We start from the raw sequence: 22450 nt of genomic DNA, 5'->3' as shown, positions 1-22450 counted from the left end.
CCGACGCTCCCGGCCCTTCGACGACAACTCAACCGCCGCTCGAAAGGCAACCGCATGCGCTCCGGGAACGGCCGTCACCGACGCCCCCGTCAGGCTCCGGCCATCTTCGTCACGGCGGGAGTCGCCGGCGGCGCCCTCGCCATGCCGCTGCTCGCCGCGAGCAGCGCCAACGCCGCCGACGCGGCCACCTGGGACCGCGTCGCGCAGTGCGAGAGCAGCGGGGTGTGGAGCGCCAACGCCGGCAACGGCTTCTACGGCGGGCTCCAGCTGACCCAGGAGATGTGGGACCGCTACGGCGGCTCGGCGTACGCCTCGCGGCCGGACCTGGCCAGCCGCTCGCAGCAGATAGCCGTCGCCGAGTCGATCCTCGCCGCGCGCGGCCCCGACACGTGGCCGAGCTGCGCGGTGAACGCGGGACTCAAGCAGGGCGGCAGCGGGCCGGACGTCGACCCGGGCAGCACGGCCACGCCGACTCCGCGGCCGGAGCCCTCGTCCCCGTCCCCGTCCTCCCCCGCCACCCCGCCGCCCTCCTCCGGGCCGTCCGGGACGCCGCAGCCCGGCCACGGCACGCCGGAGCCGAAGCCGTCGCCCACCGGTCCGTCCGGGACCCCGGGCCCGTCCCGTACGCCGGACCCGTCCGGTACGGGCCGTACGGAGGACCCGGCGCGGCCCGCCGACCCGGCCGCCCCGGGCGACGGCGCCTCCACGAGCCCCACCGCGCCTCCGTCGCAGGGCAAGCACCGCGGCGAGCCCGGCGAGGACGAGAAGCCCGGCACGGGCGCGGACGCGGGTACGGGTACGGACGCGGGCAAGGGCGCGGGCTCCGGTGGCGCGGGCGACGCGGACCGCTCCGGCGGGGGACGTCCCTCGCGGGGCGGGGACGCGCACCGTACGGACCCGGGTGTGCCGGGCGGCTACACCGTGCAGCCTGGTGACAACCTGTCAGTCATCGCCGAGGACCGCGGGGTCCCGGGCGGCTGGCCGGCGCTCTACGAGGCCAACAAAGGTGCCATCGGGGGCGATCCGGACCTTATCCACCCTGGTCAGCGCCTCGATCTCGGCCACTGACGGGGTAATTCGTAGACATTCGCCCGCTTTGGCGAAAGTGAGACATGGATCTCGTTGCGGGGGCCGGTGACCGTCCCGTCCGTTGTTTCCAAACCTGCGACGACCTGCGGAAATGTGATGATCCTGTGATGTCTGGGGGCCAACTGGCCTCAGATGTAGGGGTTTGAACCCACGGGGTGTTCCTGTTTACCGTCTTCATCGCTCGCCAAAGCGGGCCCTTCGATCACACGCCGAATCCTGCCGGTGGTCGGAGGTCACTCGACGCGAGAGCGCCGAAGGCAGGAGCGGGGGACCCAAGGTAAGCGCCGGCCCCACCCGCGAAAGCGGGTCCAACCGGCTTGGGGTGAAGCCATGTGTGAAGCACACACGGCCGGGCAACTCACATGGCCCGAACCCGACAGCTCACCTCGCAGGCGTCGGTGAGGAACAACCATGCTGAACTCCAAGGGCAAGCACCGTCGTCCCTCCAAGGCCGTCCGCGTCGCCACCCTGGCGGGCGTCGCCGGTGCCGCTGTGGCCGTCCCGCTGATGGGCGCCACCTCCGCCTCCGCCGCGGGCAACAACTGGGACGCCGTCGCCCAGTGCGAGTCCGGTGGCAACTGGTCGATCAACACCGGCAACGGCTACTACGGTGGCCTGCAGTTCACCAACTCCAGCTGGGCCGCCGCCGGCGGTACCAAGTACGCCCCGCGTGCCGACCAGGCCAGCAAGAGCCAGCAGATCGCCGCGGCCGAGCGCCTGCTCGCCATCCAGGGCCCGGGTGCCTGGACCTGCGCCGGCGGCCACCTCGGCAAGGGCAACGCGAACGCCAAGGCCGACGGCGGCTCCTCGCAGGGCAGCAGCTCGCACAAGTCGCACAAGTCGTACAAGTCCGAGCGCTCCGCCTCGCAGGGCGCCTCCCGCTCCGAGGCCCGCAAGCAGGGCGAGGAGCTGGCCCGCAAGACCCCGGCCCCGCAGAAGAAGTCGACGCCGAAGTCGAACCCCGAGGGCAACTACACCGTCAAGTCCGGTGACACCCTCGCCAAGATCGCCGCTTCCCACGGCAAGAACTGGAAGTCGGTCTACGAGAACAACAAGTCCGTCATCGGCGGCAACCCCAACCTGATCTTCCCGGGTCAGAAGCTGGCCGTCTGAGCCCGCTGACCCCTGACGGACCCCGGGTGACCGTGACACCCCGTACGTACGGCGGTACGTACGGACGGCACGGCTCCCCAGGGCCCGCCCGTCCCGGGAATCCGCTCTTCCCGTGAGACCGCCCCGCCACGGCGCCTGTCCCCCGCACGCGCCGCGGCGGGGCTTCTCCATTTCCCTCCGGGCCCGGCCCGGCCCCTCCGGCCCGCCCCCGCCCGTCCGCCGACTTCTCCGTTCAGCGAACATTGCGCCCATACATCCCGTGAACAGGGGCTTTGCGGGTGTATTCGTCCCACGGACCGGGCTGGCGGCGAGCGGAACCCCCGGAGGCCGTTAGGCTCGTGCTGCAGAACTCCAGACACCCACGAAGGAGACAACGTGCCGTCCATCGACGTCGTCGTAGCTCGCGAGATCCTCGACTCGCGAGGCAACCCCACGGTCGAGGTCGAGGTCGGCCTCGACGACGGCAGCACCGGCCGTGCCGCCGTCCCGTCCGGCGCCTCGACCGGCGCCTTCGAGGCCATCGAGCTGCGCGACGGTGACCCGGCCCGCTACCTGGGCAAGGGCGTGGAGAAGGCCGTCCTCGCGGTCATCGAGCAGATCGGCCCGGAGCTGGTCGGCTACGACGCCACCGAGCAGCGCCTGATCGACCAGGCCATGTTCGACCTGGACGCCACCGACAACAAGGGCTCGCTCGGCGCCAACGCCATCCTCGGCGTCTCCCTGGCCGTCGCGCACGCCGCCTCCGAGGCCAGCGACCTCCCGCTGTTCCGCTACCTCGGCGGCCCGAACGCCCACGTGCTGCCGGTCCCGATGATGAACATCCTGAACGGCGGCTCGCACGCCGACTCCAACGTGGACATCCAGGAATTCATGATCGCCCCGATCGGCGCGGAGTCCTTCTCCGAGGCCCTGCGCTGGGGCGCCGAGGTCTACCACACCCTCAAGAAGGTCCTGAAGAGCAAGGGCCTGGCCACCGGACTGGGCGACGAGGGCGGCTTCGCCCCGAACCTGGGCTCCAACCGCGAGGCCCTGGACCTGATCCTCGAAGCGATCAAGGAAGCCGGTTACACCCCCGGCCAGGACATCGCGCTCGCGCTCGACGTCGCCGCCTCCGAGTTCTACAAGGACGGCGTCTACGAGTTCGAGGGCCAGCAGCGCACCGCCGAGCAGATGACCTCGTACTACGAGGAGCTCGTCGACGCCTACCCGCTGGTCTCCATCGAGGACCCGCTGTTCGAGGACGACTGGGCCGGCTGGAACGGCATCACCGAGCGCCTGGGCGCCAAGGTGCAGCTGGTCGGCGACGACCTGTTCGTCACCAACCCGGAGCGCCTGGCCCGCGGCATCGAGGAGAACTCGGCCAACGCCCTGCTGGTCAAGGTCAACCAGATCGGCTCGCTGACCGAGACCCTGGACGCCGTCGAGCTGGCCCAGCGCAACGGCTTCAAGTGCATGATGTCGCACCGCTCCGGCGAGACCGAGGACGTCACCATCGCCGACCTGGCCGTCGCCACCAACTGCGGCCAGATCAAGACCGGCGCCCCGGCCCGCTCCGAGCGCGTCGCCAAGTACAACCAGCTGCTGCGCATCGAGGAGATCCTCGACGACGCGGCGGTCTACGCGGGCCGCTCCGCCTTCCCGCGGTTCCGCACCGCGGACTGACCGGCTCCGCACGGGCTGAGCATCCCCGCGGGCCGCGAACGGCCCCGGCAGCTGTGAATACCTACGTCCCCGGCGGCGGTCCCGTACCGTTGCCGGGGACGTACGTGCTGCGGGCCGCGCCGGCCCGGGCCCGGTGACTGAAGGGGAGACGACGTGTCCGCGGAACGGTTCTCCACCGCGACCCGGCTCAAGGCGCTCGGCGAACAGGCCGCCGCCCGCGTCCAGCGCGCCCGCCCGCCCCGCCGGGGCCGCCTCACCGGCCGGGCGGCACTGCTCGCACTGGTGCTGTGCTCCCTGGTCGTCGCCCTGGCCTACCCCACCCGGCAGTACATCTCGCAGCGCTCCGAGATCGCCGACCAGCGCCGCCAGGCCGCCGAGGCCCAGCTGCGCGCCGACGAACTGCGCGACGAGAAGGCCCGCTGGCAGGACCCGGAGTACGTACGGCAGCAGGCCCGGCTGCACCTGCACTACGTCCGGCCCGGCGAGACCGGCTTCATCGTCCAGGACGGCTCCGGCACCGGGCAGCGGCGCACGGGCCGGACCGCCGCGGAACGCCCCTGGTACGACAACATGTGGCACGGCCTGGACGCCGCCGACAAGTAGCCTGTCCGGGGCGTGCCCGGGCCCGCCCGTCGAGCGGCACCTCCGCCGGCCCCCTCCACCACCGCCACGACCGAAAGCACCCACGTCCGTGTCAGAACACCTCATGCCCCCGCCGCAGACCGAGCGCACCGAGCCCACCGACGCGGACATCGCGGCCTTCAAGGAACAGCTCGGCCGCCCGCCCCGCGGCCTGCGCGCCATCGCGCACCGCTGCCCCTGCGGCCAGCCGGACGTCGTCGAGACGGCCCCGCGCCTGGAGGACGGCACCCCCTTCCCCACGCTGTACTACCTCACCTGCCCGCGCGCGGCCTCCGCGATCGGCACGCTGGAGGCCAACGGCGTGATGAAGGAGATGACCGAGCGGCTGGGCCGGGACCCGGAGCTGGCCGACAAGTACCGGGCCGCCCACGAAGACTACATCCGGCGCCGGGACGCCATCGACGTCCTGCAGGGCTTCCCGAGCGCGGGCGGCATGCCGGACCGCGTCAAGTGCCTGCACGTGCTGGTCGGCCACTCGCTCGCGGCCGGCCCCGGCGTCAACCCGCTCGGCGACGAAGCGCTGGCGATGCTGCCGCAGTGGTGGCGCAAGGGGCCCTGCGTGACCCCGTGCGCGGACGCCGCCGAGGGCACCTGCGCCGGCACCACCGCCGAGAACGAGGGGGAGCCGACCGCATGAAGCGCGTAGCGGCCATCGACTGCGGTACGAACTCCATCCGCCTGCTCGTCGCCGACCTCGACCCGGCGACCGGCGAGCTGAAGGACCTGGACCGCCGGATGCAGATCGTGCGCCTGGGCCAGGGCGTGGACCGTACGGGCCGGCTCGCCCCCGAGGCCCTGGAGCGCACCTTCGCGGCCTGCCGCGAGTACGCCGCGGTCATCCGGGAGCTGGGCGCGGAGACCGTCCGCTTCGTCGCCACCTCCGCCTCCCGCGACGCGGAGAACCGGGACGACTTCGTGCGCGGGGTGCTGGACATCCTGGGCGTCGAGCCCGAGGTGATCACCGGCGACCAGGAGGCGGAGTTCTCCTTCACCGGCGCCACCAAGGAGCTGACCGGCCGCACCGACCTCGCCACGCCCTTCCTGGTCGTCGACATCGGCGGCGGCTCCACCGAGTTCGTCCTCGGCACGGACGGCGTGCGCGCCGCCCGCTCCGTGGACATCGGCTGCGTACGGATGACCGAGCGGCACCTCGTACGGGACGGCGGGATCATCGACCCGCCCGGCGACGCGCAGCTCGACGCCGTCAAGGCGGACATCGGCCGCGCCCTGGACGAGGCGGCCGGGACCGTGCCCCTCGACGAGACCGCCACCCTGGTCGGCCTGGCCGGCTCGGTGACCACGGTCGCCGCCATCGCCCTGGGCCTGCACGCATACGACTCCGCCGCCATCCACCACGCGCGCATCCCGCTGTCCCGGGTCCGCGAGATCACCGACCGCCTGCTGACCGCCACCCACGAGCAGCGGGCGGCCATCCCGGCCATGCACCCGGGCCGGGTGGACGTCATCGGCGCGGGCGCCCTGGTCCTTCTGTCGATCATGGAGCGGGTGGGCGCGGAGGAGGTCGTCGTCTCGGAGCACGACATCCTGGACGGCATCGCCTGGAGCTGCGCGTAGCGCTCCGCGGGGCAGTGGCAAGGGCCGGAAGGGTCCCCTCCAGGGGCCTCTCGGGTCCCGCCGCGGAGAAAGTTCGTGAAACTCTTCACATGAAAAAAGGGCTCGTTGACCGCACAAACCGGTCAGCGGGCCCTACTTCTTGGGCCGTAGGCCCCCGGCACCGCAAGAATGTGCGGTTTTCAGGGGTGTTAAGGAAAGGCTTACGTGCGGCGTGGTCCAGCCGCCCCGGAGGGCACAATCCCTGATCAACGGGGGTTTCCAACGCTCCGGACGACACCTTGGTTCCCTTGTTGGGCTATGGCGTCGATCACGGGGCGGCGGAGTGTAGCAGACCCCTCCCACAACCTTGTGAAGGGGCTCACGAGGGGTGCTCCGAGTGGGGGTGGATACTCGATTGCATGAGCACCACGGAGCGTCCCAGGATCCTCGTTGTAGGCGGTGGGTACGTAGGTTTGTACGCGGCACGCCGCATCCTCAAGAAGATGCGGTACGGCGAGGCGACGGTCACGGTCGTCGACCCGCGCTCGTACATGACGTACCAGCCCTTCCTCCCTGAAGCTGCTGCCGGCAGCATCTCTCCCCGCCACGTCGTGGTGCCGCTGCGACGCGTGCTCCCGAAGGCGGAGGTCCTCACCGGCCGCGTCACCACCATCGACCAGGACCGCAAGGTCGCCACGATCTCGCCGCTGGTCGGCGAGGCGTACGAGCTGCCCTTCGACTACCTGGTCATCGCGATGGGCGCCGTCTCCCGCACCTTCCCGATCCCCGGCCTCGCCGAGAACGGCATCGGCATGAAGGGCATCGAGGAGGCCATCGGCCTGCGCAACCACGTCCTGGAGCAGCTGGACAAGGCCGACTCCACGACCGATGAGGAGGTCCGCCGCAAGGCGCTGACCTTCGTCTTCGTCGGCGGCGGCTTCGCCGGCGCGGAGACCATCGGCGAGGTCGAGGACATGGCCCGCGACGCCGCGAAGTACTACAACAACGTCAAGCGCGAAGACATGCGCTTCCTGCTGGTCGACGTCGCCGACAAGATCCTCCCCGAGGTCGGCCCCAAGCTCGGCGCCTACGGCAAGGAGCACCTGGAGAGCCGCGGGGTCGAGGTCTACCTCGGCACCAGCACCAAGTCCTGCGTCGACGGCCACGTGGTGCTGAGCAACGACCTGGAGGTCGACTCCAACACCATCGTGTGGACCGCCGGCGTCAAGCCGAACCCGGTGCTCGCGCGCTTCGGCCTCCCGCTGGGCCCGCGCGGTCACGTGGACACCCAGGCCACCCTCCAGGTGCAGGGCACCGACTACATCTGGGCCGCCGGCGACAACGCCCAGGTCCCGGACCTGGTCGGCCGCAAGGCGGGCAACGAGAACGCCTGGTGCCCGCCGAACGCCCAGCACGCGCTGCGCCAGTCCAAGGTGCTCGCCGACAACGTGATCTCCGGCATGCGGGGCTTCCCGCAGAAGGAGTACAGCCACGCCAACAAGGGCGCGGTCGCGGGTCTGGGTCTGCACAAGGGCGTCGCGATGATCGTCCTGGGCAAGACCAAGATCAAGCTGAAGGGCCGGCTGGCCTGGTACATGCACCGCGCGTACCACGGCATGGCGATGCCGACCTTCAACCGCAAGATCCGCGTCTTCGCCGACTGGACCCTCGGCATGTTCCTCAAGCGTGAGATCACCTCGCTCGGCGCGATGGAGAACCCGCGCGAGGAGTTCTACGAGGCCGCCAAGCCGGCCCCGGCGCCCGCCGCCGCGGCCGACGACAAGGCGAAGGCCGACGACAAGGCGAAGGCCAAGGCTTCTTCCTGACCTTCTCCCGGGAGTGACGTCCGGCAGCGGACGTCACCCGCACACCACCGCCGAAGGGGCGGCCGCCATCCGTGGTGCGGCCGTCCCTTCGGCGTATTCGTTGTGGCGGAGCACCGCCGTTTTGCTGTTCCCTTACGAACGAACGGGACTACCGGGTGCTCGCACGGCGTTTAGGTGGTGGGTGAAACTTCTTCGCCCTTCTCGTCAACACGGAGGTGTGCGACATGGCCGACGCCGCTGGACGGCTCTCCAAGCTCGCCGAGGAGGTGCTGGGAGCCCCGCTCCCGGTCCGGATCCGCGCCTGGGACCGCAGCGAGTACGGCCCGCCGGGCGCCCCCACCCTCGTCATCCGCAACCGCCGCGCCCTGCGCCGCCTCATGTTCAAGCCGGGCGAACTGGGCCTCGCGCGCGCCTGGGTGGCCGGCGACATCGACGTCGAGGGCGACCTGTACGAGGCGCTGGACCTGCTGTCCGGGCTGATCTGGGAGCGCGGCACGGCGGCCGAGAAGCCGCAGCGCGCCGCCGTCCTGCGCGCCCTGGCCAAGCCGGAGATCCGCGCCGCCGCCCGCGAACTGGTGACGCTGGCGGGCGTCCCCGTACCGCCCAAGCCGCCCGCCGAGGAGGCCCCCAAGAGCCACGGCGCGCTGCACACGCTGCGCCGTGACAAGGAAGCCATCAGCCACCACTACGACGTCGGCAACGACTTCTACGAGCTGGTGCTCGGCCCGTCCATGGTCTATTCGTGCGCCTACTGGGAGAGCCCCGACGCCACCCTGGAAGAGGCCCAGCGCGACAAGCTGGACCTGATCTGCCGCAAGCTCGGCCTGAAGGAGGGCGAGCGGCTGCTGGACGTCGGCTGCGGCTGGGGCTCGATGGCCCTGCACGCCGCCCGCGAGTACGGCGTACGGGTCGTCGGAATCACCCTCTCCGAGGAACAGGCCACCTACGGCCGCAAGCGCGTCGCCGAGGCGGGCCTCGCCGACCGTGTCGAGATCCGCGTCCAGGACTACCGCGAGGTCCACGACGAGCCGTTCGACGCGATCTCCTCGATCGGCATGGCCGAACACGTCGGCCGCGCCCGCTACGCCGAGTACGCCGCCGACCTGTACGCGCTCCTCAAGCCCGGCGGACGCCTCCTCAACCACCAGATCGCCCGCCGCCCGCTGGCCGACGAGGACGCCTACCACGTCGACGAGTTCATCGACCGGTACGTCTTCCCGGACGGCGAGCTGTCCCCGGTCGGCCGCACCGCCGGACAGCTGGAGGACGCCGGGTTCGAGGTGCGGGACGTGGAGGCCATCCGCGAGCACTACGCGCTGACGCTGCGCGCCTGGGTCGACAACCTGGAGGCGCACTGGAAGGAGGCGGTGCGGCTGACGACGCCGGGCCGGGCCCGGGTGTGGCGGCTGTACATGGCCGCCTCCGCGCTGTCCTTCGAACGCAACCGCATAGGCGTCAACCAGGTGCTGGCGGTCCGCACGCCGGAATCCGGCGCCTCCGGGCTGCCGCTGCGCGCCCGGGAGTGGCGCGGCTGACGTACGGCAAGGGCCCCGGCGTCCGGGCCGCTGCGCGCGGTCCGGGCACCGGGGCCTCGTCGTGACGGCGTCCGCTACTCGGCCTTGATCGCCGCCAGCATGTTCAGCTTCGCGGCCCGGCGGGCCGGCCACAGCGCGGCCAGCATCCCGACCACCGCGGCGAGCGCCAGGAAGAGGCCCATCCGGCCCCACGGCAGCACCAGCTCGTACGTGGGCAGCGAGGCGCCGAGCAGCTCACCGGCCGCCCAGCCGAAGAAGACGCCCAGGCCGATGCCGAGGACCCCGCCGAACAGCGCGATGACCAGCGACTCCAGCCGCACCATCCGCTTGATGCCGACCCGGTCCAGGCCGATCGCCCGCAGCATGCCGATCTCCTGCGACCGCTCGAACACCGACATCGCCAGGGTGTTGACGACGCCGAGCACCGCGACGACCACGGCCATGGCGAGCAGCCCGTAGAGCATGTTCAGCAGCAGGGTGATCCCCCTCGCGATGGCCTCGGACACGTCGTCCTTGTCCTGGACGGTGATCGCCGGGTTCTTGCCGAGCGTCTCGACCAGGGACTCCTTGGCGGCCTCGGACGCGCCACCCTTCGTCTTGACCATCACCCGCGTGTCGGTGGGGTCCTTCTGGTGCGAAGCCAGCACGGAGGTGTCGAGCACGATGCCCTGCAGCATGTCGCTGCCCTCGAAGACACCGGAGACGGTGAGCCGGCCCTTCTTGCCGTCCTCGAAGGTCGTCTCGAAGGACGAGCCGACCTGCCAGCCGTGCTGCTTGGCGGTCTCGCTGTCGACGACCGCCCGGTTCGCCTTCGGCGTGCCGAGCCCGTCGAAGGAGCCCGCGGCGAACTCCGGGTCCGCCAGCTCGCCGATCGCCTTGCCGTCCACCCCGGTCAGGGACTCCCGCTCGCCGTCGATGCGGACAGGGGCGTTGCGCTGCGGGCTGGAGGCGGTGACCTTCGGGTCGGCGGCCAGCGTCTTCGCCACGTCCGGGGAGAGCGCGCCGTGGTTGGCCATGCTGACGACGTAGTCCGCCTTCATGGCGTCGACCGCCATCTTGTCGACGGCCTTCTGGACACTGCCCGCGATCACGGTCAGGCCGGTGACCAGGGCGAGCCCGATCATCAGGGCGGAGGCCGTGGCGGCCGTACGGCGCGGGTTGCGCACCGCGTTCTGCCGGGCCAGCTTGCCCGATATGCCGAAGGCACGCAGGACGGGCGCGGCGGCCGCGACCATCGGGCGCGACAGCAGCGGGGTCAGCACGAAGACGCCGATCAGCAGCAGCCCGGCGCCCAGGCCCAGCAGCGGCTTGCCGTCGGAGCCGATGGCGATGGCGCCCAGCACACAGGCGATGCCCGCAGCGGCGAACACCGCGCCGATGGCGTTGCGTACGACCAGGGACCGGGTGGTCGCCGCCGCGTGCACGCTGTTCATCGCGGCGACCGGCGGGATCTTCGCGGCGCGGCGGCCCGGCAGCCAGGCGGCGAGCACCGTGACCACGGTGCCGACCAGCAGCGAGGTGATGACGGTCGAGGGGGCGACGACCAGCGGGCCGTCCGGGATGGTGCCGAGGGCGCCGGTGAGCGCGCGCAGCCCGGCGCCGATGCCGATACCGGCCAGCAGGCCGGTGACGGCGGCGACCGCGCCGACCACGAACGCCTCGATGAGCACCGAGCGGGTGACCTGGCGGCGGCTCGCGCCGACCGCCCGCATCAGGGCCAGTTCCTTGGTGCGCTGGGCGACCAGCATGGTGAAGGTGTTGGCGATGATGAAGATGCCGACGAAGAGCGCGATGCCCGCGAAGCCCAGCAGGGCGGTCTTCATGCTGTCCATGCTCTCGGCGATCATCTTGGCCTGGTCGTCGGCGAGCTTCTTGCCGGTGACGGCCTCGGCGGTGTCCGGCAGCACCTTGTCGACCGCCGACTTCAGCGCGTCCTGGGACGTACCGGGCTTGGCCTTGACGTTGATCTCGCTGAACTCGCCGGGCGCGGCGAACAGCTTCTGCGCCGTCGCGGTGTCGAACAGCGCGAGGCTGCCGCCGGTGGAGACCGCGCCGTCGTCGGTGGTGAAGATGCCGGAGACCTTCGCCTCGCGGACCGGTCCGTCCACGGACAGCCGTACGGTGTCGCCGACCTTGTAGCCGGTCTTGCCGGCGGTCCCGGAGTCCAGGGCGACCTGGTCCGGCCCCCTGGGCGCGGCCCCGGACGTCATCGGGAAGCGGTCGTCCTTGCCGTCCGGGCCGGGGTAGTAGTTGCGGCCCTCGGAGCTGGTGCCGTTGCCGGCGAGCTTGCCGCTCTTGTCGGCGATGGCGGTGAAGCCCCCGACGGTGCCGGTGGCGCCGGCCGCGCCGGGGACCTTGCCGGCCTTGTCGAGGAGCGCCTGGCTCAGCCCGGGGGCCTTGCCGGGCCTGGCGTCGGCGGCATCCGAGCGGTGCGGCTGGACGGCCACGTCGACGCCGTCGAAGCCCTTCTGCGAGCTCTTCTGCGTGGCGTCGGAGAGGGTGGAGGTGAAGACCAGGGTGCCGGAGACGAAGGCCACGCCGAGCATGACGGCGAGGACGGTCATCAGCAGCCGGGCCTTGTGCGCGAGCACGTTGCGCAAGGCGGTACGGAACATTATCGGTCCTGGGGGAGTGGGACGGTGCGGGGGCTGCTGGTGCCGGTCAGCTGACCCGGCCCCGGGCGTCGAAGCCCTTCATCCGCTCCAGCACCCGGTCGGCGGTCGGGTCGGCCATGTCGTCGACGATCCGGCCGTCGGCGAGGAAGATCACCCGGTCCGCGTAGGCCGCCGCCACCGGGTCGTGGGTCACCATCACCACGGTCTGGCCCAGTTCCCGTACGGAGTTGCGCAGGAAGCCCAGGACCTCGGCGCCGGAGCGGGAGTCGAGGTTTCCGGTGGGCTCGTCGGCGAAGATGATCTCCGGCCGGGAGGCCAGGGCGCGGGCCACGGCGACGCGCTGCTGCTGGCCGCCGGAGAGCTGCGCGGGCCGGTGCTTGAGCCGCCCCGAGAGGCCGACGGTCTCCACGACGCGGTCGAGCCACTGCCGGTCGGGCTTGCGGCCCGCGATGTCCATGGGCAGCGTGATGTTCTCCAGCGCGGTGAGCGTGGGGAGCAGGTTGAATGCCTGGAAGATGAAGCCGATCTTGTCGCGGCGCAGCCGGGTCAGATGCTTGTCCTTCAGGCCGTTCAGCTCGGTGTCGCCGATCAGGGCCGAGCCGCGGGATATGGCGTCCAGGCCGGCCATGCAGTGCATGAGCGTGGACTTGCCGGAGCCGGAGGGGCCCATGATCGCGGTGAACTCGGCCTGCCGGAACTCCACGGACACGGCGTCCAGGGCGACCACCTGGGTCTCGCCCTGTCCGTAGACCTTGGTGAGATCCGTGGCGCGTGCGGCCACCGTGGCGCGGGTGGCGGTGGGAACGCCGGTGTGGGTGGTGGTCACGGGAAAAGGACTCCTGTCGAACGTCGGTACCGTCAGGGCCGGGTAAAGGCGGCCCTTTCCATCGTGGGGGAGGCGCCGGTACGGCAACGTCAGCCCTTGAGGCGGTCCTGGGGGAGCCCTGCGGCGTAGCGCCGGTCCGGCCGGTCATCCCTGGGTATGACGGAGACCCTGAGGCGGCAGGGGGGCGGAAGGGCGCTCGCGGGGGCGCACGCACGGCATCGAGTTTCCGTCAATCCGGACACGGTGTGCGGCAGGCGCCGGAGCGGCAGGGGTGGGCCGCAGGCATGTGCCGACGGCCCGTACCAGCCGCTGATGACCCCTCAGTTGCCAATAAAATAAGACAACCTCGGGAAGACGGACCCCTGTTCAGACGGTACTGCGGGCTAGGCTCGTGCTGCCCCCTTTGAGGTGGCATGGGGGATCCCAGGCCCGGATGGTGGAATGCAGACACGGCGAGCTTAAACCTCGCTGGCCTTCGGGCCGTGCCGGTTCAAGTCCGGCTCCGGGCACAGCACTTGAACGCCGGTCCGGCGTCCGGACGGCCCGGCGCGCGGGGGCTCGCGGCGCCCCTGGGGCCCGCTCGGACGCTCACGGAGCGGACCGGCCCCGGCTTCCCGTCATGGCAGCTGTGGCCGCTCCCGATCGTAGGACCGGTACGCGTCCACGTCACGGGTCTTGACGCCGTCACCGTCACTGCCGTCACGTCCGGCGCTGCTGTCAGCACCGTCATGGCCGGCACTGCCGTTGCCGTCGGCGGACACCCTACCGCCGGGCGGCCAGGCGGGACGGAACTCCTCGGGAACCGCGGCCAGCGCGTGACTGACCGTGGGGAAGCAGGCCAGCGCGTCCACGGCCCGGGTGACCAGGAGGACGTGCAGGACGCGTACGCCCAGGGAGGCGAGCAGCAGCCGCCCGTTCATCCGCCGGCACAGCCACTCCAGGGCCAGCAGGCAGTTCAGGCCGCGGGAGTCGCAGAACCGCAGCGCGGTCAGGTCCAGCACCAGAAACCGGTGCCCCGCCGCGATCACGGCCCCGGACTCGTCCAGGAACTGCCGCTCCGCGTGCACGTCCAGTTCCCCGGCCACCCGGAGCACCGCGCACTCCTCGGCGTCGACGACCGTGGTGATCGTCAGGTGCCGCCTGCCTTGGGACATCGCTCCTCCACGTGTGCGCCCGGACTCGGCCGGACCCCCGGGGTGCCTCCCCGCTCCCGTCCAGTGTGCCGGGCGGCGCGTCCTTCCCGGGCGCCCGCTCGCACCGGCGCGGGGCGTCTCCCGCCGCGCGGTGCCGGCGCCGGGCGGGGTGCCGTGCCCCGCCGCAGGTCAGCGCCGCATTCGGCGCACCGTGCGCATGCGTGAGGCCGTGGATAGCGCAAGCATTTCCACGGGGGAAACGCTGGTGCTGCAAATGGTCGCACTTCGGACCCGAACAGATATATCACATGGCACCACGTGTTCGACCGATCACGGGCGCGGTAGACATCCCGTGTCACATTTCTGCGCACGAGGAGAGAAAGCATGCGCAAGTTCATCGGTCGTACCGCGGGCTCGTTCGCCATCGCCGCCCTTGCCATCGTCCCGCTCTCGGGCATGGCCTCCGCCGCGTCCTGGGACGACGCGCCGCGCCTGAGCGCCGGCAACAACTGCGGCGCCAAGTACGGCAAGTTCCACTGTGACCGGGTGCACAAGGAGCACAACGAGTACAACGACAACAAGGCGTACACGTACAACGACAACGACACGTACAAGTTCAAGTACAAGAAGAACGTCACCAAGGTCGGCCTGGCGATCGGCAACGTCGAGCAGTGAGCCGGCTTCCGCGGGACGGGCGGCTTCCCGGGCCGCCGACCCGCTGAGACCACAGGAAAGGCCCCGCGCATCGCGGGGCCTTTCTCTGTGCGGCGGGATTATGTCAGCCTGCCCGGGGAAAGGCACGGGGAGCGGAGCCGGAAGCGGTTTCGCTCATTTTCGCGATTCGCGCCGGACGGCAGAGCGTCCCGCGAGTTCCGCTTGTGTGCGCACGGCCGGCGACCCGGCGTTGCGGTGATATGTGTCTACGGTTTCGTGGCATTCGGGTGAACCGGCGAAACTGAACTGGCGGCCACGAGTTGTCCAGGACGCTCCGGAAACGGGCACTCCGCTTCGAGAAGGGTGAATCGTGATCAAGAAGTTCCTGGCCACGACGGCCGTAGCTGCGTCCATCGTCGGCGTGTCGGCCATGGCGGCTCCGCAGGCCATGGCGGTCGGTGACGGTCGCGGCACGTCGACAGCCAACGGCAACGGTGCGGGGCAGGCGTTCGGCAACTCCAGCACCGAGGGCGACATGGCCCCGCAGCTGAGCCTGATCGAAGGCACGCTCAACAAGCCCTGCATCGGCATTCCGATCACGAACGTGCAGAACATCGTGGCCCTGGTCAACATCGGCGTACAGGACATCCTGTCCTCGGACCAGAACCAGCAGTGTGTCGAGAACTCGACCGAGGTCCAGGGTGACCAGCCGCTGTCGCACATCATCGACAAGCTGCCGCTGCTGTCCGAGAACGGCGTCAACAACAGCTGAACCGGACTGCCGTAAAAGGCCCGGGGCGTCGGTTCTCTCCTCCTGAACGACTCGGGCCTTTGCGCTTAACGAAAAGCGCGCGCAGTCCCCGCATTTCCCCACTCTTCTATCCTGCCCGCGCTGAACCATCTGGGCGATTCCTCGTGAAAATCGACTTCGCAGGAGTTTCGTCGGCGCGGACGAATCGTTACGAATATTGGTAGCGGTGTTACGGGCGATCTAGAGGGCGCCCGTGCGGCACGAAGGACGTGACCGTTTCAGACTCCGCTGCGGAAAGGGCTGAAAGTGAAGTACGCGAAGGTTGCCGCAGTCGCTGCTGGAACGCTCATGGCGGTCGGGGCCGCCACCCCGGCGTTCGCCGACGCGGGCACCTCGGGCGCCGCGCAGAACTCCCCCGGCGTTCTCTCCGGCAACGTCCTCCAGATTCCGATCCACATCCCGGTGAACGTCTGCGGGAACTCGATCGACATCATCGGTCTGCTGAACCCGGCGTTCGGCAACACCTGCCTCAACGACTGACGTACCGCGTCGGACGGGTAGCAGCGGATGGAGCGAAGGGCCCCGGCGCGCCAGCCATGCGTGCCGGGGCCGCTCGCCGTCCGAGAGCCGGGAACCGCGGAAATCCGTCGGAGCTTCCGCTCCCGGCCGGAAACTTCAATCACTGGACAGCGGTGAACCGGACAGTGCCGGGAATGCGCACGCGGCGTGTGCCGCCGAGGCCGTGGGCAGCACCGCTCAGGAAAGGACAGCTGAAAGTGAAGTACGCAAAGACCGCCGGGATTCTGGCCGGTTCCGTCATGGCCCTGGCTGCGGCGTCTCCCGCTTTCGCAGTCTCCCCGGGGAAGGTGCCGAGTTTCAGCCTGAACGGTGGCCTTGCGGACGCCCTGACCAACAAGCAATTGGACGGCCGGCAGCTGGATCCGGTGGTCAAGACCGTCGAGGGCACCACTTCCGGTCTGCAGAATTCCCAAGCGACCAAGAAGCTGCTGAACACCGTCGGGGATGTCACCCAGAAGACGCCGGCGCTGCGGGGTGTCGAAGTGGCCAAGCCGTCCGGCGCGTAAAGCCGGGCCACGCGGTTCGCCGCATTCACGGCGGCGGCCGGGAAGCGGCCGGTTTACCGGGGTGTCGGGGCGGGAGCGGACGGCCGGTGCGGCCGCCGGCAGCGCAGTCTCCCGCTCAGTTGTACCCGAAATCATTTGAGTGATGGAGCAAAACCAAGCTCGTCACACCGAGTTGTTCAGTCTGCCCCGGGTAAAGGGCATCCCGAAACGCGGAGGATCAAAAATGATCAAGAAGGCGCTGGCGACAGCGGCCACGGCTGCTTCCTTTGTGGGAATCGCGGCCGCCGTCGCCCCGCAGGCGGCAGCCGTCGGAGACGGCCGGAAAGTCACCACGGTCAACGGCAACGGCGCGGCCCAGACGTACGGCAACTTCTCCACGATGGGGGACATGAGCCCGCAGTTCGCGCTCATCCAGGGCTCCTTCAACAAGCCCTGCATCGCGCTGCCGGTCTCGGACGTGCAGAACATCGTCGGCCTGGTCAACGTCGGCGTGCAGGACATCCTGTCCTCGGACCAGACGCAGCAGTGTGTCGAGAACTCGTCCCAGGTCCAGGGCGACGGGCCGCTGTCGCACCTCATCGACAAGCTGCCGGTCCTCTCCCTCAACGGCACCAACAACGAGTGACAGGCATCGTCGCTGCGTGACCGGGACCAGGGCCCGCAATGCCGCCGGCCGGCAGGGCGGGCCCTTTCCCTCCGGTACCGGTGAATCCATCGGTACCGGTCGGCATCGTCGCCGCGGCACACCGCGTCGGCGATTTCCTCTTTCTCGTGCATCGCGGCCACGAGGGGGGCGATCATGCGGGCAGTTTTGCCCTTTCGCTGTTCGGCGGGCCGGGAGAATCATCCCCGGAACGTGCTGCCGAAAGCCCACACGGAAGAGTGGGACGGTGGGGCGGGGAACTGGAATGTCGATCTGTTCGGGTGATGATGCGCAACTTTCCCGGCCCTGCCGGGTTGTTTCTTACAGGGCTCCCTTCGTCATGGGAGTTCATTTCCTGAAGGGGTTTCGAGATGAACAAGATGATGGCGAGCGTGGCGGTTGCCGCGTCTCTGGTCGGTATCTCCGCGGCCGCGGCTCCGCAGGCCATGGCGGTGGGGGACGACCGCAGTACGGGTACGGCTAACGGCAACCACTCGGCCCAGGCGTTCGGCAACGGCGGCACCGAGGGGGACATGAGCCCGGACGCCACCCTCGTCGGCGACTCGCTGAACAAGCTGTGCATCGGTATCCCGATCACCAACGTGCAGAACATCGTGGCCCTGGTCAACATCGGCGTACAGGACATCCTGTCCTCGGACCAGAACCAGCAGTGTGTCGAGAACTCGACCGAGAGCCAGGAGGACCAGGCGCTGTCGCACCTCATCGACAAGCTGCCGCTGCTCTCCCAGAACGGCGTCAACAACGAGTGACCCGTCGGCGGCCGGTCACCGGCCGCCGAAACCCGTTGAGGGACCGTACGCCACCCGCGTACGGTCCCTCGACGGCGTCCGGGCACCTTCCCGGCCTCCCGTACGTCCTACAGACGTGATCCACCGGGGTAATCGTCCCGGTGCGGGATTGATCACCCGAAGTTGCGGTGAAGATCCTGCTCAAGAACTAGAACGTGCTTTTGCCAAGCCATTACCCTGGTGGGAAGGCCGCGCAGGGCGGCCATGGAGGAGTGAGATGAGGAGTAGCAACCCGGTCTTCTCGCGACGGGGGTTCAGCCGCGACAACAACGGCTACGCGGGCTTCGACGCGCCGCCGCAGGCCGGGGGCCCCGCAGCGAACCCTTACGCCGGAACGAACCCGTACGCCCAGGGCGGCAACCCGTACGCCCAGGATGCCGCGCAGGGCACCCAGGCGCCGCAGTACGCGCCGCAGACCCGCCGCATGACGATGGACGACGTCGTCCTGCGTACCGGCATGACGCTCGGCACCGTGATCGCCGGTGCGGCCGTCGGCTGGATCTTCCTGACCAAGAGCCTCGGCTTCGCCGTCGGCGCCGGGCTGATCGCGATGGTGCTGGCCTTCGTCCAGTCCTTCAAGCGCAAGCCCTCGCCGGCGCTGATCCTGACCTACGCGGCGTTCGAGGGCCTGTTCCTCGGCGCGCTCAGCGGCGCGATCAACGACATCCCGAAGTTCAGCGGCGCGCCCATGCAGGCGGTGATGGGCACCATGGCGGTCTTCGTCGCCATGCTCGTCGCCTACAAGACCCGCATCGTGCGGGTCACCGCCCGCTTCACGCGCTACCTGATGATCGCGCTGCTCGGTTTCGTGCTGCTGTCGTTCGTCAACGTGCTGTTCATGGCCTTCGGCGGCGGTGACGGCCTCGGCTTCCGCAGCGGCGGCCTGGGCATCCTGTTCGGCGTCGTCGGCGTCGTGCTCGGCGCGCTGTGCCTGGCGATGGACTTCAAGCAGGTCGAGGACGGCATCGCGTACGGCGCTCCGCGCGAGGAGTCCTGGCTGGCCGCGTTCGGCCTGACCGTGACGCTGGCGTGGATCTACATGGAGCTGCTGCGGCTGATCTCGATTCTCAGGGACTGAGCCGCGGCGCCCTGGCGGCCGACGCCCGGCGCGGTGACATGCCGAAGGGCCCGTGGGCAGTTCCCACGGGCCCTTCGGCGTTCCGCGTTCTGTGCGGCGGCACGGCTACAGTTTGCGCGCGGCGCGCCTGAGGTCGTACTCGTGGACGATTGCCTTGGCGTGCCCGTAAGCGAGGTTGTGCTCGCCGCGGAGCCAGCTGACCTTCTCCTCGAAGCGGAAGAGAGCGGGGCCTTCATCTACCGTGCGAAGCCAGTCGGAGACTTCACGGCCGGTGCAGTGGGGGATGCGGGAGAGCAGGTTCCGGTGGGTCTCTTCGGAGAAGAGTTGAGACATCGGCGCCTCCGGACGCGTTCGATGCTGGTCCTTCAGCCCACCGTGCCTGACCGTTGGGGTGTTGGCAACCACCCGGGAGTGGCGCATAAGCTCGGCCTGTGCTTGACGTAACGCCTTTGCAGACTGCCGTGGACAGCCTCGCCGACCGCCTGCGGGCGCTGCCGCAGAGCGCCCTGGCGCGCGGTTCGGCGGCCGAAGCGCTCACCCTGGCCCGCGAGTTGGCGGCCCGGGCGCAGCGCATCGAGGAGCCGCGGCGGGATCCGCGGGAGATCCCGGACGCCGGGATGTTCGCCGTCGGTGACCAAGTGGCGGTGGCCGGACATGACTTGGTGGAGGCGGTGCGCTCGTCCGGCGACGAGCGCGGGCTGACCGCGGCGGTGGAGCTGGTACGGGAGGCCGCGGCGCGCTGCTGAGGGCCAGGGGAGGGCCCGAGGGGGGCCGGAGAGGCCCCGGGGGAACGGCTGCTTCCGGCCGGATTCGCGGAGGGAACGGGATGATTCTCAGAGGGGCGCGATGTCTCTCGGAGAGCCGCGGCGCCGCTCAGAGGGACGCGATGACGCGGTCCGCGAGGATGTAGACACTGTCAGCGGTGGCGGGGCCCCAGGAGAACGTCAGGGCGTAGGCGCCGGAGATGCCGGAGCCGCCCAGGAGGACGGGGGAGCTGCCCGCGCGCAGGGCCGCGGCGACGCGCTCGGCGGTCTCGCGGTGGCCCGGCGTCATGCAGATCGTGGTGCCGTCGCTGAAGACGTACACGTCCAGGGTGCCGAGCGGACCGGGGCGGACGTCCGCGAGCGGGGTGCGGTCGCGGGCCAGCTCCTCCAGGCGGTTAACGGTGCGCTCGTGGTCCCCGATGGCGGGGGACGGGGTGAAGTCCGGGTGCGAGGGGTGCCGCCGGCGCGCGGCGGCCAGCTCGGCGGACTCGGCCTCCTCGGCCGGCTCGCTCTCCAGCGCCTCCAGCGCCTCCACCGGCTCCAGCGCGCCCGGCCCCTCGGCGGCGTGCGGCGCGTCCGGGCCGAGCAGCGGCTCCAGCCCGGCCAGGTCCGCCTGCCGGGGCAGGAAGTACGGGTCGTCGAGGCGGTCGAGCGGGTCGAGGTGGTCGGCGCCGCCGTCCAGCGGGCCCAGCAGGGACGGGGCGTCGGCGGCGTCCCGGGCCTCCTGGGCGGCCCAGAAGGCGCGGGCCTCGGCCAGTTCGCGCTCCCGCTCCTCGGCCAGTGCGTCGGCGACGGCGGCCCGTATGTCGGCGAGCGCGTACGCGTTGTCCGGGGTGGTGCGGGCGGCGGGGATGCTCACGGCGGCGGACCGCGCATGCGCCTCGGTACGCGCCTCGGCCCTGGCCTCGGCGTGTGCGGCGAGGAGCTCGGCGCGCAGCCCGGCGACCTGACGGCGCAGCGCGTGGGCGGTGTACAGGGCGGCCGCTCCCAGGGCCACGGCGACCGCCGCGGCCAGCAGCAGGGCAAGGGTGATGGCGCTCACTGACGTACTCCCATTAGCAGAATGTCCCCCGACTTCCTACATCAGGCTGCCGGTCGTCGGCGACCGGTCCCAGTGCCCCAGGTCCTTGAATGGACAGGGATTTGGACCTCGTGCGTTCGGGTGACGCCGCGCTGACCTGCGGGGACGTGGTCCCGCGAGGGGTTTGGTCACAATCGTGGGGGAGATTTGATCGCGATCTCGTCAACCGGTGACCCAGCTCACCGACGGTCGCTCTGTGTACGTCAGTTGGGACGCAGGGTGCGGGTGTGGCACCTCTGGGGGACGTGCGGGCTGCTACCGACACGTACGGTCGCGGGTTCGCGCCGACACCCGCCGGGCGGGCGCCGTCCACCGGACGGCGCCCTGCCCTGCCGGGATCAGCTCAGGCGCTCGATGACCATGGCCATGCCCTGGCCGCCGCCCACGCACATCGTCTCCAGGCCGAACTGCTTGTCGTGCCACTGGAGCGAGTTGATCAGGGTGGTGGTGATGCGGGCACCGGTCATCCCGAAGGGGTGGCCGACGGCGATCGCGCCGCCGTTGACGTTCAGCCGGTCCAGGTCGATGCCGAGGTCGCGGTACGAGGGGATCACCTGGGCGGCGAACGCCTCGTTGATCTCGACCAGGTCGATGTCGGAGATGCCCAGGCCGGCACGCCGAAGGGCCTGCTTGGACGCCTCGACCGGGCCGTAACCCATGATCTCCGGCGACAGTCCGCTGACGCCGGTGGACACGATCCGGGCGAGCGGCGTCAGGCCCAGCTCGCGGGCCTTGGTGTCGGACATGATCACGAGGGCCGCGGCACCGTCGTTGAGCGGGCAGCAGTTGCCGGCCGTCACCAGGCCGTCGGGGCGGAAGACCGGCTTCAGGCCCTGCACGCCCTCCAGGGTGACGCCCGCGCGCGGCCCGTCGTCCTTGCTGACGACCGTGCCGTCCGGGGTGGTCACCGGCGTGATCTCGCGCTCCCAGAAGCCGTTCTTGATCGCCTGCTCGGCGAGGTTCTGGGACCGTACGCCGAACTCGTCCATGTCCTGACGGGTCACGCCCTTGGCGCGCGCCAGGTTCTCGGCGGTCTGCCCCATCGCGATGTACGGGTCGGGCAGCAGGCCGTCCTCGCGCGGGTCGCGCCAGTCGGCGCCCTCCTGCTCGGCGCGGGCGGCGGTACGCGCCTCCGCGTCCGCGAACAGCGGGTTGTGGGTCTCGGGCATGCCGTCCGAGGAGCCCTTCACGGAGCGCGAGACGGTCTCGACACCGGCCGAGATGAAGACGTCGCCCTCGCCCGCCTTGATGGCGTGCAGCGCCATCCGGGACGTCTGGAGGGACGACGAGCAGTAGCGGGTGACCGTACAGCCGGGCAGGTGGTCCATGCCCATCTGTACGGCGACGATCCGGCCCAGGTTGTGGCCCTGCTCACCGCCGGGCAGGCCGCAGCCCAGCATCAGGTCGTCGATGTCCTTCGGGTCCAGCGCGGGGACCTTGGCCAGCGCGGCCTGGATGATCCCGGCGGTCAGGTCGTCCGGGCGCACATCCTTCAGAGAGCCCTTGAAGGCGCGGCCGATCGGGGTGCGGGCGGCGGAAACGATCACGGCTTCGGGCATCACGGCTCCAGAGGGTGACGGGCGGACGGGC

At 70.5% G+C, this 22450-nt stretch carries 22 protein-coding genes, 1 tRNA gene and 1 riboswitch; of the genes, 17 read left to right on the top strand and 6 right to left on the bottom strand.

All coding sequences use genetic code 11. The annotated features are described in order from the left end of the window. The first annotated feature begins 54 nt into the window (after positions 1–54). From ACZ53K_RS17105 to ACZ53K_RS17070, 8 genes are all read left to right on the top strand, one after another. Positions 55–1068 carry a transglycosylase family protein gene (locus ACZ53K_RS17105; protein WP_468836750.1) on the top strand — a complete coding sequence of 338 codons (1014 nt, stop codon included), beginning with the start codon at positions 55–57 and terminating at the stop codon, positions 1066–1068. Positions 1069–1328: 260 nt separating this feature from the next. Continuing rightward, positions 1329–1499, top strand: a riboswitch (cyclic di-AMP (ydaO/yuaA leader). A gap of 1 nt (position 1500) precedes the next feature. Further along, a complete protein-coding gene (locus ACZ53K_RS17100; RefSeq protein ID WP_468836748.1) occupies positions 1501–2202 on the top strand; it encodes a transglycosylase family protein in 702 nt (233 codons plus the stop codon). A 375-nt stretch (positions 2203–2577) separates the two neighbouring features. Then, the gene (gene eno / locus ACZ53K_RS17095; protein WP_468836746.1) at positions 2578–3864 is read left to right on the top strand and encodes a phosphopyruvate hydratase; all 1287 of its coding nucleotides are present in this window, start codon (positions 2578–2580) and stop codon (positions 3862–3864) included. A 153-nt stretch (positions 3865–4017) separates the two neighbouring features. Next, positions 4018–4467, top strand: coding sequence for an FtsB family cell division protein (locus ACZ53K_RS17090; protein WP_468836744.1), 450 nt, complete (start codon positions 4018–4020; stop codon positions 4465–4467). A 103-nt stretch (positions 4468–4570) separates the two neighbouring features. Continuing rightward, positions 4571–5143 carry a DUF501 domain-containing protein gene (locus ACZ53K_RS17085; RefSeq protein ID WP_468836742.1) on the top strand — a complete coding sequence of 191 codons (573 nt, stop codon included), beginning with the start codon at positions 4571–4573 and terminating at the stop codon, positions 5141–5143. Further along, positions 5140–6081, top strand: a complete 942-nt coding sequence (locus ACZ53K_RS17080; protein WP_468836740.1) for a Ppx/GppA phosphatase family protein — start codon at positions 5140–5142, stop codon at positions 6079–6081. The genes ACZ53K_RS17085 and ACZ53K_RS17080 overlap by 4 nt, the downstream gene beginning before the upstream one ends. A 398-nt stretch (positions 6082–6479) precedes the next feature. Further along, positions 6480–7886 carry an NAD(P)/FAD-dependent oxidoreductase gene (locus ACZ53K_RS17075; RefSeq protein ID WP_468836738.1) on the top strand — a complete coding sequence of 469 codons (1407 nt, stop codon included), beginning with the start codon at positions 6480–6482 and terminating at the stop codon, positions 7884–7886. A 224-nt stretch (positions 7887–8110) separates the two neighbouring features. Then, positions 8111–9421 carry a class I SAM-dependent methyltransferase gene (locus ACZ53K_RS17070; protein WP_468836736.1) on the top strand — a complete coding sequence of 437 codons (1311 nt, stop codon included), beginning with the start codon at positions 8111–8113 and terminating at the stop codon, positions 9419–9421. A 74-nt stretch (positions 9422–9495) separates the two neighbouring features. On the opposite strand, the gene ACZ53K_RS17065 is transcribed toward ACZ53K_RS17070, so the two are convergent. Continuing rightward, positions 9496–12036 (bottom strand): ABC transporter permease, encoded by a 2541-nt coding sequence (locus ACZ53K_RS17065; RefSeq protein ID WP_468836734.1) that lies wholly within the window; start codon positions 12034–12036, stop codon positions 9496–9498. Between the two features lie 46 nt (positions 12037–12082). Further along, positions 12083–12862, bottom strand: coding sequence for an ABC transporter ATP-binding protein (locus tag ACZ53K_RS17060; protein ID WP_468836732.1), 780 nt, complete (start codon positions 12860–12862; stop codon positions 12083–12085). Positions 12863–13289: 427 nt separating this feature from the next. Here ACZ53K_RS17060 and ACZ53K_RS17055 point away from each other — a divergent pair. Continuing rightward, a tRNA-Leu gene (locus tag ACZ53K_RS17055) sits at positions 13290–13371 on the top strand. Between the two features lie 108 nt (positions 13372–13479). Here the strand turns inward: ACZ53K_RS17055 and ACZ53K_RS17050 are convergent. Further along, positions 13480–14016 (bottom strand): STAS domain-containing protein, encoded by a 537-nt coding sequence (locus ACZ53K_RS17050; protein WP_468836730.1) that lies wholly within the window; start codon positions 14014–14016, stop codon positions 13480–13482. A gap of 363 nt (positions 14017–14379) precedes the next feature. Between ACZ53K_RS17050 and ACZ53K_RS17045 the strand changes: the two genes are divergently transcribed. From ACZ53K_RS17045 to ACZ53K_RS17015, 7 genes are all read left to right on the top strand, one after another. Then, complete coding sequence (locus ACZ53K_RS17045) at positions 14380–14670, top strand: hypothetical protein (RefSeq protein WP_468836728.1); 291 nt, start codon at positions 14380–14382, stop codon at positions 14668–14670. Positions 14671–15019: 349 nt separating this feature from the next. Continuing rightward, positions 15020–15421: a rodlin gene (locus ACZ53K_RS17040; RefSeq protein ID WP_468836726.1), complete on the top strand. Its 402-nt coding sequence runs from the start codon at positions 15020–15022 to the stop codon at positions 15419–15421. 285 nt (positions 15422–15706) lie between these two features. After that, positions 15707–15940 carry a chaplin gene (locus tag ACZ53K_RS17035; RefSeq protein ID WP_468836724.1) on the top strand — a complete coding sequence of 78 codons (234 nt, stop codon included), beginning with the start codon at positions 15707–15709 and terminating at the stop codon, positions 15938–15940. Positions 15941–16176: 236 nt separating this feature from the next. Beyond that, entirely contained in the window at positions 16177–16485 is a 309-nt protein-coding gene (locus ACZ53K_RS17030) for a hypothetical protein (RefSeq protein ID WP_468836722.1), read from the top strand. A 223-nt stretch (positions 16486–16708) separates the two neighbouring features. Continuing rightward, positions 16709–17110: a rodlin gene (locus ACZ53K_RS17025; RefSeq protein ID WP_468836720.1), complete on the top strand. Its 402-nt coding sequence runs from the start codon at positions 16709–16711 to the stop codon at positions 17108–17110. A 389-nt stretch (positions 17111–17499) separates the two neighbouring features. After that, positions 17500–17898 (top strand): rodlin, encoded by a 399-nt coding sequence (locus ACZ53K_RS17020; RefSeq protein WP_468836718.1) that lies wholly within the window; start codon positions 17500–17502, stop codon positions 17896–17898. Positions 17899–18154: 256 nt separating this feature from the next. Continuing rightward, a complete protein-coding gene (locus ACZ53K_RS17015; protein ID WP_468836715.1) occupies positions 18155–19015 on the top strand; it encodes a Bax inhibitor-1/YccA family protein in 861 nt (286 codons plus the stop codon). A 105-nt stretch (positions 19016–19120) separates the two neighbouring features. Here the strand turns inward: ACZ53K_RS17015 and ACZ53K_RS17010 are convergent, their stop codons facing one another. Then, a complete protein-coding gene (locus tag ACZ53K_RS17010; protein WP_003984087.1) occupies positions 19121–19348 on the bottom strand; it encodes a DUF4287 domain-containing protein in 228 nt (75 codons plus the stop codon). A gap of 98 nt (positions 19349–19446) precedes the next feature. Here ACZ53K_RS17010 and ACZ53K_RS17005 point away from each other — a divergent pair, with 98 nt between their 5' ends. Next, positions 19447–19761: a hypothetical protein gene (locus ACZ53K_RS17005; protein ID WP_468836711.1), complete on the top strand. Its 315-nt coding sequence runs from the start codon at positions 19447–19449 to the stop codon at positions 19759–19761. A gap of 127 nt (positions 19762–19888) precedes the next feature. Here the strand turns inward: ACZ53K_RS17005 and ACZ53K_RS17000 are convergent, their stop codons facing one another. After that, positions 19889–20821, bottom strand: coding sequence for a hypothetical protein (locus tag ACZ53K_RS17000; protein ID WP_468836708.1), 933 nt, complete (start codon positions 20819–20821; stop codon positions 19889–19891). A gap of 377 nt (positions 20822–21198) precedes the next feature. Beyond that, positions 21199–22419 carry an acetyl-CoA C-acetyltransferase gene (locus tag ACZ53K_RS16995; RefSeq protein ID WP_468836705.1) on the bottom strand — a complete coding sequence of 407 codons (1221 nt, stop codon included), beginning with the start codon at positions 22417–22419 and terminating at the stop codon, positions 21199–21201. Between the last annotated feature and the right edge of the window lie 31 nt (positions 22420–22450).

It is taken from the genome of Streptomyces sp. NPDC033221 (assembly GCF_055577005.1).
This window is presented reverse-complemented; position numbering and strand designations above follow the sequence as displayed.